General features: G+C 73.1%; 6 protein-coding genes. All 6 read right to left on the bottom strand.

The genetic code is table 11. The features are described from left to right. Positions 1-94 precede the first annotated feature (94 nt). Positions 95-1,921 (bottom strand): ABC transporter ATP-binding protein, encoded by a 1,827-nt coding sequence (locus tag AB0M67_RS14605; RefSeq protein WP_365745699.1) that lies wholly within the window; start codon positions 1,919-1,921, stop codon positions 95-97. A 101-nt stretch (positions 1,922-2,022) separates the two neighbouring features. Further along, entirely contained in the window at positions 2,023-3,207 is a 1,185-nt protein-coding gene (locus tag AB0M67_RS14600) for a glycosyltransferase (protein ID WP_365745698.1), read from the bottom strand. Continuing rightward, a complete protein-coding gene (locus tag AB0M67_RS14595) occupies positions 3,204-4,013 on the bottom strand; it encodes an alpha/beta hydrolase (protein ID WP_365745697.1) in 810 nt (269 codons plus the stop codon). Before AB0M67_RS14595 ends, AB0M67_RS14600 begins: the two co-directional genes overlap by 4 nt. A 4-nt stretch (positions 4,014-4,017) precedes the next feature. Next, positions 4,018-4,359, bottom strand: coding sequence for a phosphopantetheine-binding protein (locus tag AB0M67_RS14590; RefSeq protein ID WP_365745696.1), 342 nt, complete (start codon positions 4,357-4,359; stop codon positions 4,018-4,020). Beyond that, positions 4,349-8,896: a beta-ketoacyl synthase N-terminal-like domain-containing protein gene (locus AB0M67_RS14585; RefSeq protein ID WP_365745695.1), complete on the bottom strand. Its 4,548-nt coding sequence runs from the start codon at positions 8,894-8,896 to the stop codon at positions 4,349-4,351. Before AB0M67_RS14585 ends, AB0M67_RS14590 begins: the two co-directional genes overlap by 11 nt. Positions 8,897-8,901: 5 nt before the next feature. Further along, positions 8,902-15,846, bottom strand: a complete 6,945-nt coding sequence (locus tag AB0M67_RS14580; RefSeq protein WP_365745694.1) for an SDR family oxidoreductase — start codon at positions 15,844-15,846, stop codon at positions 8,902-8,904. Positions 15,847-16,420: the final 574 nt, after the last annotated feature.

The raw sequence follows: 16,420 nt of genomic DNA, 5'->3' as shown, positions 1-16,420 counted from the left end.
GCCTGTCGATTGAATAAGTGGGGGCGTTCCGCTCTGTTCCGCGGAACGTCCCCACTGCCATATTCCCTGCCCTATGCCTTGCCGTTTCTCTTTGTCAGCGCGGCATGTCCGCCGCCCATGCGTCGATGCCCTCGTCGCCTTCGCTCACCAGCATCTGGGAGGAGGCGAGTTCGCGGTAGAGGACATCCGCCTCGACCAGCTCCGCGTGGGTTCCCGCGGCGCGCACCAGACCGTGTTCGAGGACCACGATCTGGTCGGCGCCGGTCACGGTGGACAGCCGGTGCGCGATCAGGATCACGGTGCAGCGTCTGGCCGCCTGGTCCACCGCCTCCCGCAGCGCCCGTTCGTTGCTCGCGTCGAGCTGGGCGGTGGCCTCGTCCAGGAGCAGTACCTCCGGCCGGCGCAGCAGAGCGCGCGCGATGGCCAGCCGCTGCCGCTCGCCGCCCGACAGCGTGACGCCGCGGTTGCCGACCTCGGTGCGCAGTCCTTCGGGCAGCCGGTCGATCAGGGAGTCGAGCCGGGTGAGCCGCAGGACCTCCGCGATGTCCTCGTCCGACGCGCCGGTCGCGGCGTAGCGCAGGTTGTCCTCGATGGTGCCGGCCATCACCGGCGATTCCTGCTCCACATAGGCGATGCGCCTGCGCACCTCCGACCGGGGCAGGGTGGCGATGTCGACGCCGTCGATCAGGATCTGTCCCGCGGCCGGTTCGTGGAAGCGCTGGAGCAGGGCGAACATCGTGGTCTTGCCCGCGCCGGAGAGTCCGACCAGCGCGGTCTGGGTGCCGCCCGCGACGGTGTACGAGATACCGCGCAGGGCGGGTGCGCGGCCGGGGTAGGAGAACCGTACGTCCCGGAACTCGACCGGCGGCGCGCCGGGCGCGGCCACGGCGGCGCCCGGCTCGCGCGGGTCGTCCACATCGTCCTCGACCGGCATGTGCTCGACCTGCTCGATACGGCCGACGGCGCCGAGCCCCTGTTGCAGCATGCTCAGCCCGGCGACCAGTGAGCCGACCGGGCTCGCCAGATAGAACACGTACAGCAGGAAGGCGATCAGGGCGGAGGCTTCGAGGCCGCCGGAGGCCACCAGCGCGCCGCCCACGCCGAGCACCGCGAGGAACGCCGCCTGGATGGACACGCCGGAGAGGACCTTCACCAGCGCGACATAGCGCGCGCCGGCCAGTCCGGCGCGGTAGGCGCCCTCGATGGCGTCTCCGGCGCGTTCGGTCTCCCTGCCCTCGGCGCCGTTGGCCTTCACGGTCCTGGCGGCGCCGAGCGTACGGTCCAGTGCGGCGCCCACCGCGCCGACCGACTCCTGCGCGCGGGCGACCGCTTCACGGATCCGGGGCAGGACGAGCATCATCACCAGCGCGACGGCGATCAGCACGCCGGCGGTGACCCCGAGCAGTCCCGGATGCACCACGCCCATCAGGACCACCGCGCCGAGGATGCTGAGCACTCCGTTGGAGACCATCACCAGCCCCTCGGTGGCGGCGTTCTGGACGAGGGCGCTGTCGGAGGTGACGCGGGAGATGAGGTCGCCCGGAGGTCGGCGGTCCAGCTCGGGTACGCGCAGCCGTATCAGCCGGAACACCAGATCGCGGCGGATCTGCCGGACCACCCGCTCCGAGGTGCGCTGCTGCCACCAGGACTGGAGTCCGGTGAGCCCGGCGCCCAGGACGACGAGCGCGGCCAGCAGGAGTACGGGCCCGAGCACCCCGCGCCCGTCGCTCAGTCCGTCCAGTACGTGCTGGGCCACCAGCGGCTGGACGAGTCCGGCGGCGCTGGCGGCGAGCACGAGGAGCAGGGTGGCGAGCAGCACCGTCCGGTGCGGGCGGGCGTAGCGCAGCAGAACGCGCAGCGGGGGTGTCGCGGGCGGCTCGGGGGTCTGGGCCGGCGCGGGCGGCCGAGGGGTCCCGGCCATCGCGGGAGGAGCGGAAACCGTTGTCATGGGGGGGGTCCGGGTTCGCTGGTCGGGAGGGGGGTTCGCCGGGGGGAGCAGAGGACGGTGGGTGGGTGGGGTGTTCAGTGGGCCGCGGGGACGGGCACGTGGTGTGCCGCGATCCGCTCCAACTGGTCGGCGGCGGCGACCTGGCCGCCCGCCGCGCGGAAGGACCGGCCGATCGCCTCGGCGGCGGCGCGGTGGCCCGAGGCGCTGTCCAGTACGGTTTCGACGGCCGTGGCCAGCCGGGCGGCGTTCACCCGGTTGAAGCGGACCCGGACGCCCGCGCCCGCGTCGACCACCTGTTGCGCGACGATGGGCTGGTCGTCGCGGATGGGGGCGAGGACGAGGGGCAGCCCGTGCCAGAGCGACTCGCACACGGTGTTGTGTCCGGCGTGGCAGACGACGGCGTCGGCCCGTGCCAGCAGATCGAGTTGGGGTACGTGGGCGCGTACGAGGACTCCCGGTGGCACCGTTGAGAGCGTATGGCCGGGGTCGACCACGACGCCCTGTACCGCGTCCCCGAGCCCGTCGAGGGCGGTGACGGCCTCCGCCAGGAACCGGCCGCCCGCGTCCGCGTTGGCCGTGCCGAGCGAGACGAGCACGGTGGGGCGCCCCGGATCCAGTTCGTCCCACGGGAAGTCGGAGCGGTCGGCGCGCGGCGCGATGGCGGGTCCGACCAGATGTGTCCGCTCCCAGGGCAGCGGCGTGTCACCGAGCAGTTCGCGTCCGGTGAAGGCGATGACACCGTACGGGGAGAACCGCGGGTCGGCCGTGCTCGCGGGGTCGCCGATACGCGCGCGCAGCGCGCCCAGCAGCTCAGCGAGCCAGGCGGCCACCTTGGGCATCCCGGCCAGCGGGTCGATGAGTTCGGCCGAGGTGGTCGCGGAGGTGACATGGGGGATGCCCCTGCGCTCCGCGATCAGCGCGCCCGCCACGGCGTGCTGGTCACCGAGGACGACATCCGGGCGGAACGCGTCGATGGCGTCCTCGATCCCCGGCGCCATCAGGTCGGCGAGCGGGACGAAGAACTCCTCCCACAGAAACCGGAAGGCGGCGGGTCCGGTCAGCTCCGGCGGCCTGACCAGTCCGTTCTCGGGCATGGGGCAGTCGAGGGCCATGGCGTCGGGGCCGGCGAGCCGGCGGATCTGGTCGGCCTGGCCCGCCCACGCCACCGGATGCCCCCGCCGGGCGAGTTCACCGGCCACCCCGACCAGCGGGTTGACATGCCCGACCAGGGGTGGGACGACGAGCAGGAAGCGGGTCACCGCACCGCCCCGGCGAGCGTGTGGTCCCGTATCCACTCCAGGATCAGATCGCGGGTCTCCTCGGTCCGCTCCACCAGTACGGAGTGGCCCTGCTCGGCCAGGACCACGGTGCGGCAGAACGCCAACTTGGCTTCCAGGGAGTCCACTTGGGCGCTCAGACCGGACTCGTCGCCGAAGATGGCCAGGACCGGGCAGCCGAGCGCGGAGAGATCGTCGTCGATGACGCGTCCGGCGGGGATGTCCTCGGCGAGGGTGGTGACGCGCAGGATACGGCCGGCGCCCCGGGAGAGCCGGGCGGTGTGCGCGCCGTGATGGGCCGAGATCCAGCCGATGACATCCTCGCGGGCGAGCTGGCTCTTGGCGTCCGCGAGCCCGTCGGCCATGTGCCGGGTCCACTCCGCGACCGGGGGCTCGGACTCGATCATGGTGACCGTGGCGACCCGGTCGGGGTGCCACGCGGCGAGCGCGGCGGCCACCGTACCGCCGAAGGAGTTGCCGACGACATGCACCCGGCGGGTCTCGCCGAGCGCGTCGAGCAGTCCGGCGAGGTCGGCGACGAAGGACTCAAGGCGGTAGCCGGTGGCCGGCCGGTCGCTGCGGCCGTGGCCGCGCAGGTCGTACATGATCACGTCGAAGCCCGCGGCGGCGAAGGCCGGGCCCAGGGTGAAGTAGTAGCTGGCCAGGCTGTCGGTGAGCAGACCGTGCACGAATACGACGACGGGCGTCTCGCCGCCGTCCGCGGGCCGGGTGGCGGCGGGGAGCCGCTGCACATGGGTGGTGATCTCGCCGGTACGAATCTTGGTCATCGGTTCAGCCCTGTCCGGTGGCGGTGGAGCGCAGCGACGCCGCGACATAGTCGGCCAGCTCACCGACGGTGAGGGCGATGATCTCGTCGAGTTCGAGGTCGGCGATGAACAGGGCGAGGTTGACCCGCTCCCCGTAGTGCTCGCGCAGGATGCCGGCGAGCGTCACCAGATCGATGCTCTCCAGTTCGAGATCGTCGTGGAAGGTGGTCTCCCGGCTGATCTCGGCGTCGTCGAGACCGTCCTCCTCCAGCAGTTCGCGCAGCATGCGGGTGATGTCCGCCAGCACAGCGGCGTCATCGGTGTCCAGCTGCTCCGTGGTCATGATCCCGATCGCCTCAGTGCTCATCAGACTCTCCTGTCTCGTTGTCATCGGTCGTCCAGGCGACGATGTACCGCCGCTCGGGCAGCCCCGGTGGATTGGCCACCTGCCGCACACTCACCTCGTACGCCCGGCCCTCGGTCACCACGCGCAGCCTCTCCGCGTCCGCCGCCACCACGCGGTACTCCTGGGGTCTGCCGCGCAGACCGGTACCGCGTGCCTTGGCCACGGCCTCCTTGGCCGTCCAGAACCGGGTGAACCAGCCGGGCCCGCTGTCCGGGGCCGCTGCCACCAGCCGGTCCAGCAGGGCCAGTTCGGCGCTGTCGCAGGCCATCTCGACGGCGGACCTGGGCCGGTCGGTGATCTCCTCGACATCGATCCCGCACGGTCCGCGCCGGGCGATGGCCACTCCGGTCTCCCGGCAGTGGGCGATCGACACGGTCAGCTCGCCCAGCGCGCGTCCGTGCACCCCGTGGGCGAGGGGCCGCCCCGTGTCGTCGTTGCGTAGGGCGATCTCGGCCGGATAGATCTCTTGCGGACAGATCTCGTCCGCGCCCTCCCGCCACAGGAGTCCGCGGACCGCGTCCTTCGCGGCGACCCTGCCGAGGAGCCACTGACGGCGCCGGACAGGGGGCAGCGCGTCATAGCCGGCGCGTTCTGCGCCGCCGAGCATATTGCGCATGATCAGCTCGCGGGTGGCCAGGTCGGGCCAGCGCTCATGCACCCTCGTCCAGCCCTCGGGCTCGGCCGTGGAGAGGGTGTTGCGGCCCGGGAAGCGGTCCACCGCCCGGATGTTGGGATCGGTGTCGAACCTCCGGTCCTGCCAGCCGGTGAACTCCGCCCAGACCCGGCCCTCGTGGACCAGCTGCATGTCCGCGGTGAGGGTGAGGTCGGTGATCTCGGTGATCCGGATCAGACAGTCCAGCCGCTCCCCCGGCTTCGGTTCCGGCCCGTGGAAACGGATCCGGTCCATTCCGATCGGGAAGACCGTGGTGCGCTCGGTGAGCGTCGCCATGATCCAGTAGCCGAGGAGCTGTCCGACGTTGTCGAGGAGGGCGCCGGGGGCGTCCGGCGCGGTGATGACGCCCCGTACCGACAGATCACCGAGGGCGGTCAGTTCGCTGACGCCCTGGAAGCGCGGCCCGTGGAACATCCACCGTTCGCTGTAGAGCTGTTCTGCCCGCAGGCCGGGGGCGCGTTCGGCGGCCGGGTCGACCGGCCACGGCGCGGGCGCTTCCGGGTAGCGCGGGGCCAGTTCGACCACCGCCCGGGAGTAGCCGGTCAGGCTCACCTCGACCAGGTCCGGTGCCTGCCGCCGTACCACCACCGGTACGTCGACGGACGGCATGGCCTCGATCCACTTCAGCAGCCGCACCTCGTGCACGGCGACGGCCCGCGTTCCGGGCACGGCGCGTTCGGCGATCTCCATGAGATGGCCGATGACGGTGGTGGCGGGCACGATCGGCCAGCGGTCGGCCTCGTCGGGCCATCCGGGGCGCTGCCGGAAGAAGCAGTGGTCGAGCAGATACGGCATCGCGGTGACGTCCACCCGCAGTACTTCGGGGACCGGCGCCACGGCCGGAGCGGGGGCGGGCGTCCCCGTCGAGGGTCCCCGGCGGGCCGGTGCGGGGCGCCGGAGTGTGGCGCCCGCGCCGATGAGTTCGTTCGCCACGGCCGCGGTTTCGTTCAGCAGCGCGGAGAGTTCGGCCGCCACCGGGAACCGCGCGCCGGCCCGGCCGAGCGACTCCAGCGCCCCGCCGTCGGCGACGGCGAGCGCGGGCGAGGCCGCGGGCGTGACGGGCCTGGACACGATCCCGGTCAGCGCCCTCCTGGTGTGCTCGGGCAGGGACACGAGCGCCCCGCCGAGCTCCAGCCGTACCCCTGGCCGGGCCGGCCGCGCGCTCGCGGTCGGCGTACGGATGTCCGTCGCGGTCACGGGCCCCAGCAGTGGCGTGACATCGGGGGCGGCGCCGTCCACCCAGAGCGCGGTGACCACCCGGCGCAGCTGCGCCAGGCTGTCCCTGGCCGTGGAGTGGGCGGAGACGACGAGCCGGTCCTCGCCCGCCAGAGTGTCGTCGATCAGCGAGCCGAGCTGCCCCGCGCCCAGCTGGATGAACGCGCGGTACCCCGCCCCGTGCATCGCCGCGATCATGAGCCGGAACCGCACCGGTTCGAGCAGATGCCGGACGAACAGCTCCCGTACGGCGGCCGGTTCGGCCGGGTAGGGCGCGGCGGTGGTCGCGGACCAGACCGGGGTGGTCTGCGGATGGAGGGTGTACGTCTCCGCCGCGCGCCGGATCGGATCGAGGTACGGCGCGAGCATCGGGGTGTGGAAGCCGGACCGGAACGGCAGCACCTGTCCGATCACGCCCTGGCCCCGGAAGCGCAGGACCAGTTCGCCGACGGCCTCCTCCGGACCGCAGATCATCGACTGGTTCGGCGCGTTGTCGTGCGAGAGCACCACATCGGTACGTCCGCCCAGCTCGGCCAGCACCTTGTCGGCGGGCATGCCGAGCACGGCGAAGACCGCGCCGGGCACACGCAGCGCGTCCGGGTCGAAGCCCGCGAGGAAGGTGTCCACCTCATCGGCGGCGTGGATGCCGCCGCAGGCCATGGCGGTCCACTCCCCCACGCTGTGCCCGGCGACCGCGTCGGGCACGACGGCGAGCCTGCGCAGCGCGGTGTCGAGGACGCGTCCGAGCTGGAACACCGCGGCTCCGTGCCGTCCCACATCACCGACCCTGGCGTCCTCGCCGGCCGACCACGGGAGACCGAACCGCTCGGCCAGTTCGGCCACTTGGGGCTCGAACTCCGCTTCGAGGCCCGGGAAGACGAACGCGGTCCGTCCGCCACCGGCAGGACCGAGCAGCGGGCGCGGGCTGAACCACACATCGCTGCGGCCACGCCAGGCGGTGCCCTTGCTGACGGCCTTGCGTGCCAGCTTCAGCCGGCGCGCGGTCGGGTCGACGATCCCGAGCCGTACGGGCCCGGCGGCCGGAGCGCGCTCGTCGAGCCCGGCCGCGAGGACGGTGGAGTCGTCGGCGGCCAGCAGCGCGGCCAGCTCCGCGGGGCTCGCCGCGGCGAGCCGCAGCACCCGCTCGGGCTCGGTCACCGTCGTACGGGCCTGCCGCGCGGCCGGGGCTGTGGCCGGCTGCTCCAGTACGACATGGGCGTTGATACCGCCGAAGCCGAAGGCGTTGACACCCGCCCGGCGCGGGGCGCCGGTCGCGGACTCCGCCCAGAGCCTGGCCTTCGCGAGCGGGGCGAACCGGGTGGTGTCCAGGGCGGGATTCGGCTCGTCACAGTGCAGGGTCGGGGGCAGCACCCCGTGGTGGATCGCGAGCGCCGCCTTGATCAGCCCGGCGATCCCGGCGGCGGGCATGGTGTGCCCGATCATGGACTTCACCGAGCCGATGGCCGCCCGCTCGCCCACGGCCGGGCCGAACACCTCGGCGAGCGTGGTCAGTTCGGCGCGGTCACCGGCGACGGTGGCGGTGCCGTGGGCCTCCAGCAGCCCCAGGGCGTCGGCCGCGCGCGGATCGAGGCCCGCCGCGTCCCATGCCTGCCGCACCGCGCGGATCTGGCCGCCGGGGTCGGGGTTGAAGAGGCTGGCGGAGCGGCCGTCGCTGGCCACCCCCGTCCCGGACACCACGGCGTAGACACGGTCGCCGTCGCGCTCGGCGTCCGCGAGCCGCTTGAGCACCACGACCCCGGTGCCCTCACCGATGAGCACCCCGTCGGCGCCGGCGTGCAGCGGACGGATCCGCTCGCTCGGCGAGAGCGCGCCGAGCTGGCTGAACACACTCCAGAGGGTGATGTCGTGGCAGTGGTGCACACCACCGGCCAGCATGACATCACAACGCCCGGCCGTCAGTTCACGGACCGCGTGGTCGACCGCCACCAGCGAGGACGCGCAGGCGGCGTCCACGGTGTAGGCGGGGCCGCGCAGATCGAGCCGGTTGGCGACCCGCGAGGCGGCCAGATTGGGCACCAGCCCGATGGCCGACTCCGGCTGCTCGGGGCCGAGTTGCGCGGCGAACGCCGCCCGTACCTCCTCGATCCTGGCCTCGCCCAGCTCGGGCGCCAGTTCCCGGAGCGTACGGACGACCTGGCCGGCCGTACGCACCCGCTGGTCGAGCCGGACCAGCCCGGGCGTCAGATAACCGCCCCGGCCGAGAACGATCCCGGCGCGCTGCCGGTCGACGGGGAGTACGGGGTCCCCGCCGGCGTCCTCGATGGACCGGTGGGCGACATCGAGCGCGATCAGCTGGTCGGGCTCGGTGCCCGCCACGGAGGTGGGCATGATGCCGAACCGCGTGACATCGAACTCGGCTTCCTGGTCGACGAATCCGCCGCGCCGGCAGTACACCCGGTCGCTGCGCCGGGGGCCGTCGGGCGCGTAGAACTCGCCGTCCCAGCGGTCGGCCGGTACGTCACTGATCGCGTCGACCCCGTTGACGATGTTGTGCCAGTAGCTGTCCAGGTCCCGGGCGCCGGGGAAGAACGCGGCCATCCCGACGATGGCCACCGGTGTCCCTGAGCCCGCGGACGTCCGGGGATCCATCCCGGTCACCAGCCGGAGGCGGTGTAGACCGCGGCGTGCACCGAGGGGGCGCCCCAGGCGAGTTCACGCAGCAGGCTCAGCGGTCCCTCTTCGGGGTCGATGAGCTTGATCCCGCGCGACGCGTACGAGCGCATCAGCTCCGGGGTGACCATGCCGCCGTTCGTCTCGGCGGCGGCCCAGGGGCCCCAGTGGACGGTCAGCCCGCGCCGGTCGGCGGTGGACCAGCGGCGTCCCAGCTCCTCCAGCGCGTCGTTGGCGGCGGCGTAGTCGGACTGGCCCCGGTTGCCGAGCGCGGCGGCGATACTGCCGAACAGTACGGCGAAGCGGGGCCCGGTGGGCAGTGAGTCGACCGCGTCGAGCACCGTGCGCGCCCCGCCCACCTTGGTGGAGAACACCCGGCGGAACGACTCGACCGGCTTCTCGGCGATCAGCTTGTCCTCAATGACGCCGGCGGCGTGGACGACACCGTCGAGCCTGCCGTGTTCGGCGTGGATGTCCTTCACCGTGGCCCGTACCGCCTCCGTGTCGAGCACATCGACGCAGTGGTAGCGGACCTGGCTGCCGAGCTCGCGCAGTCCGGCGATCGTGTCGCGCACCTCGCGCGCGGCGAGCGTGGCGGACACCCGGCGCTCGACCTCGGCGGGCGAGGTCACCCCGGAGGCGAGGAAGGCGGCCCGCAGCCCGGCGCGGTCCGTGGCTCCGGCGGTCGCCGGGTCCTCGGTGCCGGAGGGGACCGGTGTGCGGCCCATCAGTTCGATACGGCACCGGCTGACGGCGGCGATCGTACGGGCGAACCGCGCGGTGATCCCGCGTGCTCCGCCGACCAGCAGGACGACCGCGTCCCGGTCGAGCCCGGCCGCCTCGGCCTCGGCGACCCCGTCACCGGCCGGGCCCGCGCCGGTGGCGGCCAGCGCGCCCAGATCGGTGAGGGTCAGCCGCAGGGCGCGCCGGGTGGCACCATCGGTCAGCACGACCGGCTCCCGTTCGGTGGCGGCGAGTTCGGTGACCAGTGCGTCGGCGACCGCGTCCGGCGCCGCGCCCGGCGCCACCTCGACCAGGGTCGCGGCGAGGTCAGGGTACTCACGGGCGACGCTGCGGAAGAAGCCGCGCAGCCCGCTGGCCGCGCCCTCGGTCCTGCGCTCGACGGCGAGCAGTCGGCGTGGTGCGCCTGCCAGCACGCTCTGGAAGAGCGGGAAGGCCTCGGGCAGCGGCGCCTCGGCCGCGTCGAGGGCGTCCAGATAGAGCACGGCGTCGGCGCCGCCCTCCGGCAGCTCTCCGGTGGGTATGAGCCGGGGCACGGCGCCGGCCGCGCGCAGCCGGTCGGCCACGAGCGGGGCCAGCTCACCGCCGCCCAGCAGCAGGACCGTACTTCCGCTGTCCACGGTCCCGGTGACCGTGGGCAGTTCGGCCTCGGTGAACTCCAGCCGCTGCGGGGGCACGATCTCGGCGGCGGGCGGGGCGGGTGTCCCGGACGCGGCGGGCGCCGTCCGGGGGTCGGTCGTCTCGGCGCTCTCCCCTCCACCGAGCCGGGTGGCGAGCAGTCCGGCGATCCCGGCGGCGGTACGGGCCGCGCTCAGCCCGTCCAGCTCCGCACCACCATCGACCGGCAGCCCCAGCCGGACCGCCAACTCACCCGCGATCTCCGTCCGCTTGATCGAGTCCACACTCAGATCCGCTTCCAGATCAAGATCCGGCTCGATCATGTCCACCGGATAACCCGTACGCTCCGCCACCACCGCCAGCACCGCATCCAACACCGCCTCACGGTCCAGCGCCGGACCAGCGGCCGAGGCGGCGGGAGCCGGGGCGGCGGGCGCGACGGGAGCGGTCGCGGGTACGGGCGCGGGTACGGGCGCGGCGGGCAGCGCGACGGGGGCGGTCAGCTGGGGTGCGGTGGCGTAGACGGGCGGCCGGTCCGCGGCGACGGCCGCGGGGCCGCCGAGATAGCTCAGCATGACGTCTCGCTGCGCCGCCACCAAGTCCCGGCTGGTGCGCAGGAATTCGGCGACGAGTGCGTCGGGACCGGACGTCGCGGCGCCGTGGGGGGCGTAGTTCTCCGGCACGATCAGCTCCGTAACGGGTCGGGCGGGATGCAGGGCGTTGGGGGGAATGGTGCCGTCGGCGAGACGGACGAGCTGGCCGTCCACCGTCCAGCCGGCGGTGCGCTCGGGCACCGCGGTCTCGGGGTCGACCGCGTCGCGTCCCTGGAAGAGCCGGCCGGTGCGGACATCGGCCCCGCCGACGGCGAGCCGGGCCAGGGCGGTGAGGAAGCCGGTCAGTCCGGCGCCCCTGCCGCCGTCGAGCGGGACCGTACGGTGCGGGCGGTCACCGAGGACCGCCGAGACCAGCCCGCTCAGTACGCGGCCGGGACCCACCTCCGCGAAGACCCGGGCGCCCGCCGCGTACATGGCCTCGATCTGCTCGGTGAACCGGACGGGCGCGCCGATCTGCGCGGCGAGACCGGCCCGGATCGCCGCGGGATCCGCCGGGTACGACTCGGCCGTGCGATTGGCCCAGACGTCGAAGGTGGTCGGGTAGACGGTCATGGACTCCAGGCGCTCGGCGAAGGCGTCGCCCGCGCCGGCCAGCAGGGGGCTGTGGAAGGCACAGGCCACCTGGAGCGGTTTCACCGAGTGGCCGGCGTCCCGCAGCCGGGTGACAGCGGTGGCCATCGGCTCCGTGGGTCCCGAGATGACGGTCTGCTGGGGCGCGTTGTGGTTGGCGGCGACGACCTCCTCGGCGAGCCCGGCCGACCGCAGCACGTCCTCGACCTGCTCGACGGTGGCGGTGACGGCCGCCATCGTGCCGGCGTCGCCGTCCGCCACCTGGGCGAGGATCGCCTCGGCGCGGGCGGCGCTCGCGGTCAGGACATCCTGGGGCGCGAGCGCCCCGGCCACGCCGAGCGCGACCAGTTCGCCGTAGCTGTGGCCCGCGGCCATGGCCGGGCGTACGCCGAGCGAGGCGAGCAGTTCGGCGGCGGCGAGTTCGACCACACCGAGCGCGGGCTGGGCGACGGCGGTGTCGGTGATCCGGGCCAGCTGGCCGGCCTTCGTCTCCTCGTCGAAGGCGGCCGGCGGGTAGAGCGCGTCCGCCCAACGGGCGCCGAGCTGGAGATAGCGCTGCAACTCGGGGAAGACGACGAAGAGTTCGGCGAGCATGCCGGGGCGCTGGCTGCCCTGCCCTGGGAAGAGGAAGGCAAGCTTTCCCGGTCCCTCACCGTCGGTGCCGGTGGCGCCGGTCGCGGTGCTGTCCGTCGCGGGGTCGTCGGTCGCGGTGCCGTCCGTCGCGATGTCGTCGGAGACATGGAGCCCGGCCTCCGGGTCGTGCTCCCCGTCGGCGGCCCTGCGCAGCAGTTCGGGCAGCGCCGCGAGGCTCGGTGCCACGACGGCGATCCGTACCGGCTCGCCGCGTACCGCGGCCTGGTCGCCGCGGTGGGCCGCGTGACGCGCGTAGTCACGTAGTCGCCACTCGCCTCCGCGCTGGATCAGCTCAAGGAGCGCACGGGCCGCGCGGCGCGCCGCGGCGGCGTCCCGGCCACGGAACGTGAACAGCTCCGCGGGCCAGGTGTCCAGCGTATGGGCGGCCGGCGCCTGGTCATACGCGCGTAGAACGACATGGAAATTCGTGCCGCCGAATCCGAAAGCGCTCACTCCCGCGATACGGTCCGCGGGCTCGGCGGCCCACGGCCGGGCGTCGGTGTGGAAGACGAACGGGCTGCTGTCGCCGTCCCACGCCGCGTTGGGCCGCCGCACATGCAGGGTCGGGGGTTTCACCCCGTGGTGGAGAGCCAGGGTGGTCTTGATCAGTCCGGCGAGTCCCGCCGCGCACTTGGTGTGGCCGATCTGGGACTTCACCGAGCCGATCGCACAGCCGGCCCGCTCGGCGCCCGCTTCGGTGAACACCTCGGTCAGCGTGGCGAGTTCGGTACGGTCGCCGACGACGGTGCCGGTGCCGTGCGCCTCGATCAGACCGACGTCGGCGGGGGACACACCGGCGTTGCGGTAGGCGCGGGTGAGCGCGGAGCGCTGGCCCGCCGGGCGGGGCGCGGTCAGGCCGAGCGCCCTGCCGTCGCTGGCGCTGCCGACGCCGTCGATCACGGCGTAGATCCGGTCTCCGTCGCGCTCGGCGTCGGCCAGCCGCTTGAGCGCCACGCAGGCCACGCCCTCGCCGAGCGCGATGCCGTCGGCGGCGCCGTCGAAGGTGGCGGAGCGGCCGGTCGGGGAGAGCGCGTGCACGGAGGAGAACAGCAGATAGTCGTTGATGCCGTTGTGCAGGTCGGCGCCGCCGCAGAGCACCAGATCGCTGGTGCCGGTGACCAGTTCCTTGCAGGCCACGTCCACGGCGGTCAGCGAGGACGCGCATGCCGCGTCGACGGTGTAGTTGGCGCCGCCGAGGTCGAGCCGGTTGGCGATCCGGCCCGCGATGACATTGGCGAGCATCCCGGGGAAGGAGTCCTCGGTCAGCCGGGGCAGCTGTTCGTCGAGCGCGGACGGGATCGTGCCGACATACCCGGGCAGCACCGTGCGCAGGGTCGTCGCGTTGGACAGATCGCTGCCCGCCTCCGCGCCGAACACCACGGAGGTACGGGCGTGATCGGTGTCCGCGCCGTCGTACCCGGCGTCGGCGAGCGCGCGCCGCGCGGCCTCCAGCGCGAGCAGCTGGACGGGTTCGATGCTGGCGAGCGAGGCCGGCGGGATGCCGTAGCGCAGCGGGTCGAAGGGGATCTCGGGCAGGAATCCGCCCCAGCGCGAGGGGGTGTGCTCACCGTCGCCGTCCGGCGCGTAGTACCGCTCCGCGTCCCAGCGGTGGGCCGGGACCTCGGTGACACAGTCCTTCCCCGCCAGGATGTTGGCCCAGAACTCGGCGAGGTCGGGGGCGCCGGGGAACATGCCCGCCATGCCGACCACCGCGATCCGCAGCGGCTCGGGGGCGCTCTCCTCGGCATCGTCCACGCGGTCGAGCCCGAGTGCGGTGCGCAGCCCGGCGGCCCGGGCGCGCAGCCATCCGGCGGCCCCGTCGGCGACGGACTCGTGGAGCGCCGCGACGGTGGTGACGGATTCACGCAGGACGCAGACCTCCCCGGCCATGAACATGCCCTCGTCGGACTGGCGTGTCTCGTCGACCGGCCGCAGCTCGTCGCCGACCCGCTCGATGCCCTTGCTGGCGAGCCGGAGCCGGCCGACGTTGAACCGCTCCAGCTGTTCCCAGATCTCCCTGTCGGGCACGCCCTGCTCCCGCAGTTCGGCCTTGAGGTGCGCGAAGTCGTCGGTGATGGCGCTGTGGGCGCAGCGGGTGGCGTGCCCGGGGGCGGTCTCCAGGAGATCGGTCCGTTCGGCGGCGACGATACGGCGCTGGAAGAGGGGCTGGATGGCGCCGGCCGCGACCGCCTCCTCGGTGAAGAGGTACGCGGTGCCCATCAGCACACCGAACGCGGCTCCCGCCCTGGTCAGCGGGGCGGCGAGGGCCGCCGCCATCGCGGCGGAGCGCGCGTCGTGGATGCCTCCGGCGAACAGGACGGTCAGCTCGGCGGCGGTCTCGTCACCGTTCTCGGCGATGAAGTCGAGCAGGACCTCGGTCTGGGCCTCCCACAGCGGGAAGCTGTTGCGCGGTCCGACATGCCCGCCGCACTCGGCGCCCTCGAAGATGAACCGACGCGCGCCGGCCGCGAGGAACTGCCGCAGCAGCCCCGGCGAGGGCACATGGAGGAAGGTGGCGATGCCCTCCGCTTCCAGTGCGGCGGCCTGGGCGGGCCTGCCGCCCGCGATGATCGCGTGCGTCGGCCGCAGCTCCCGTACGACCTCCAGCTGTGCGGACCTGATCTCCTCGTCGGCGAAACCGAGCACACCGACTCCCCAGGGGGCGTCGCCGAGTGCGTCGCGGGTGCGCTCCAGCATCGTCCGGGTGCGGTCCGCGTTCGCGAGGGCCAGCGCCAGGAACGGCAGGCCGCCCCCGGCCGCGACGGCGGCGGCGAACTCCGGCTCATCGCTGACCCGGGTCATCGGCCCCTGGGCGATGGGGAATTGGGTGCCGAGCGCCCGTGCGCCCGGCGAGCCGGCGGCCAGCGCGGCGGCGGCCTGGTCGTCCTCGACGGCGGCGGATATCGCGGCCCTGACGCCTCGTATCGCATCGCCCACCGACTTCCAGCGCCGGGCGAAGGAGGCCGCGAGGAAGGCGTCCTGCCCGACCGGCAGGAACTGGGTGCGCAGGTCGTCGCTGCCGACCCGGGCGGCGAACTCGGCTGGATCCGAAGGGAGTTCGGGGGCGCCGGGACCACGACGGCGCAGCACCCGCGTCCCGTGGTGCAGCACGGTCTCGGAGCCGTCGAGCCCGGTGAGCGCTCCGGTGAGCTCCGCGGGCAGGCCCGCCTCGTCGAACAGTGCGAACTGGGTGTCGAGTACGACACCCGCCGCGCCTCCCACGACAGCGGCGGCGGCCGTGTGCGGCCCGATACCACCGCAGGCCCAGACCGGCAGCGCGATCTCCGGGTCGGCCAGTACCCGCTGGAGCAGGACGAACGTACTCAGCTCACCCGCCCTGCCACCGCTTTCCGCACCGCGCACGATCAGTCCGGCCGCCCCCGCTCCGGCGGCCTGCCGCGCGCCCGCCGGATCGGTCACCTCCACCAGGACCCGGCGCCCGGCGAACTCCCCCGGTGTGCGCCCGGGGTCCGCCAGCAGCACAGTGTCCACCGCCTCGGGCAGCTCCGCCGCGGTGACGGTGCAGCCCGGCCGTATCCGCACACCGAACGGCAGCGACGACCAGCGGAGGGTGCGGTCGAGTGTGTCGGCGACGCTCCTCGGATCACCGGTGGACAGTTCCAGCACACTGAGCGCACCCGCCCGCGCCGCGGCGGCCGTCAGCCGTGGTGACGGGCGGTGCAGCGGGTTGACGGCGATGACCGACTGGGGCAGTGAGAACTCAATGGACGCGACGGATTCCGGCATCCGCATGAAGTCTCCCGGATCGAAGTGGGGGGTTGACCGTGGGGGGCAGACCATGGAGGTGACTGGCCGGTAGTTAACTGGCCTTGCCTCCCAGGGGTCAACTCGTCACACTCAGCGACGAGTTACACATCGCCGCCGACCCACACACTCCGCGGCCGAAGAACCCTCGCGAGCGGGCAGCAATCGGACGCGTTCCCGGTGCGGGCAATCCGCGGATCATGTGCGTGATATCGACCTGTCATGCCCCTGAAATGCGGGATCTTCCTCCGGGCCGTCGACTGTGCCGTATATCACAGCACCCGGGTCTCGCATTCCATCGTCCGCCGAGCTCGCCTACACGGTGTGACGATGCCGAGGAAACGCTTCAGCCGCCTCGGCGCCATGCCGACGTGACGCTTGAGCAGGAGATAGATAAATCTTATAGTTGCCACCGCATCAGTGAACGCGGCGTGAACCGGAGGAAGAAGAGTGAGGAACGTTCCATCACAGCTCTTCCTGCCCATATGCCCGTCCGCCGGCGCCCGCTGACATACACGTCCCCACGCGCGTACCACTCTTTCCGTGACAGCTCCGGAAACAG

The sequence above is a fragment of the Streptomyces sp. NPDC051662 genome, from assembly GCF_040681655.1.
GTDB lineage: Bacteria > Actinomycetota > Actinomycetes > Streptomycetales > Streptomycetaceae > Streptomyces.
This window is presented reverse-complemented; position numbering and strand designations above follow the sequence as displayed.

What these genes read in the sequence shown, in the direction of transcription:
- AB0M67_RS14590 (WP_365745696.1), bottom strand. Translation starts at nt 4,359, where the DNA reads ATGAGCACTGAGGCGATCGGGATCATGACCACGGAGCAGCTGGACACC.
- AB0M67_RS14595 (WP_365745697.1), bottom strand. Translation starts at nt 4,013, where the DNA reads ATGACCAAGATTCGTACCGGCGAGATCACCACCCATGTGCAGCGGCTC.
- AB0M67_RS14585 (WP_365745695.1), bottom strand. Translation starts at nt 8,896, where the DNA reads ATGGATCCCCGGACGTCCGCGGGCTCAGGGACACCGGTGGCCATCGTC.
- AB0M67_RS14605 (WP_365745699.1), bottom strand. Translation starts at nt 1,921, where the DNA reads ATGGCCGGGACCCCTCGGCCGCCCGCGCCGGCCCAGACCCCCGAGCCG.
- AB0M67_RS14580 (WP_365745694.1), bottom strand. Translation starts at nt 15,846, where the DNA reads ATGCGGATGCCGGAATCCGTCGCGTCCATTGAGTTCTCACTGCCCCAG.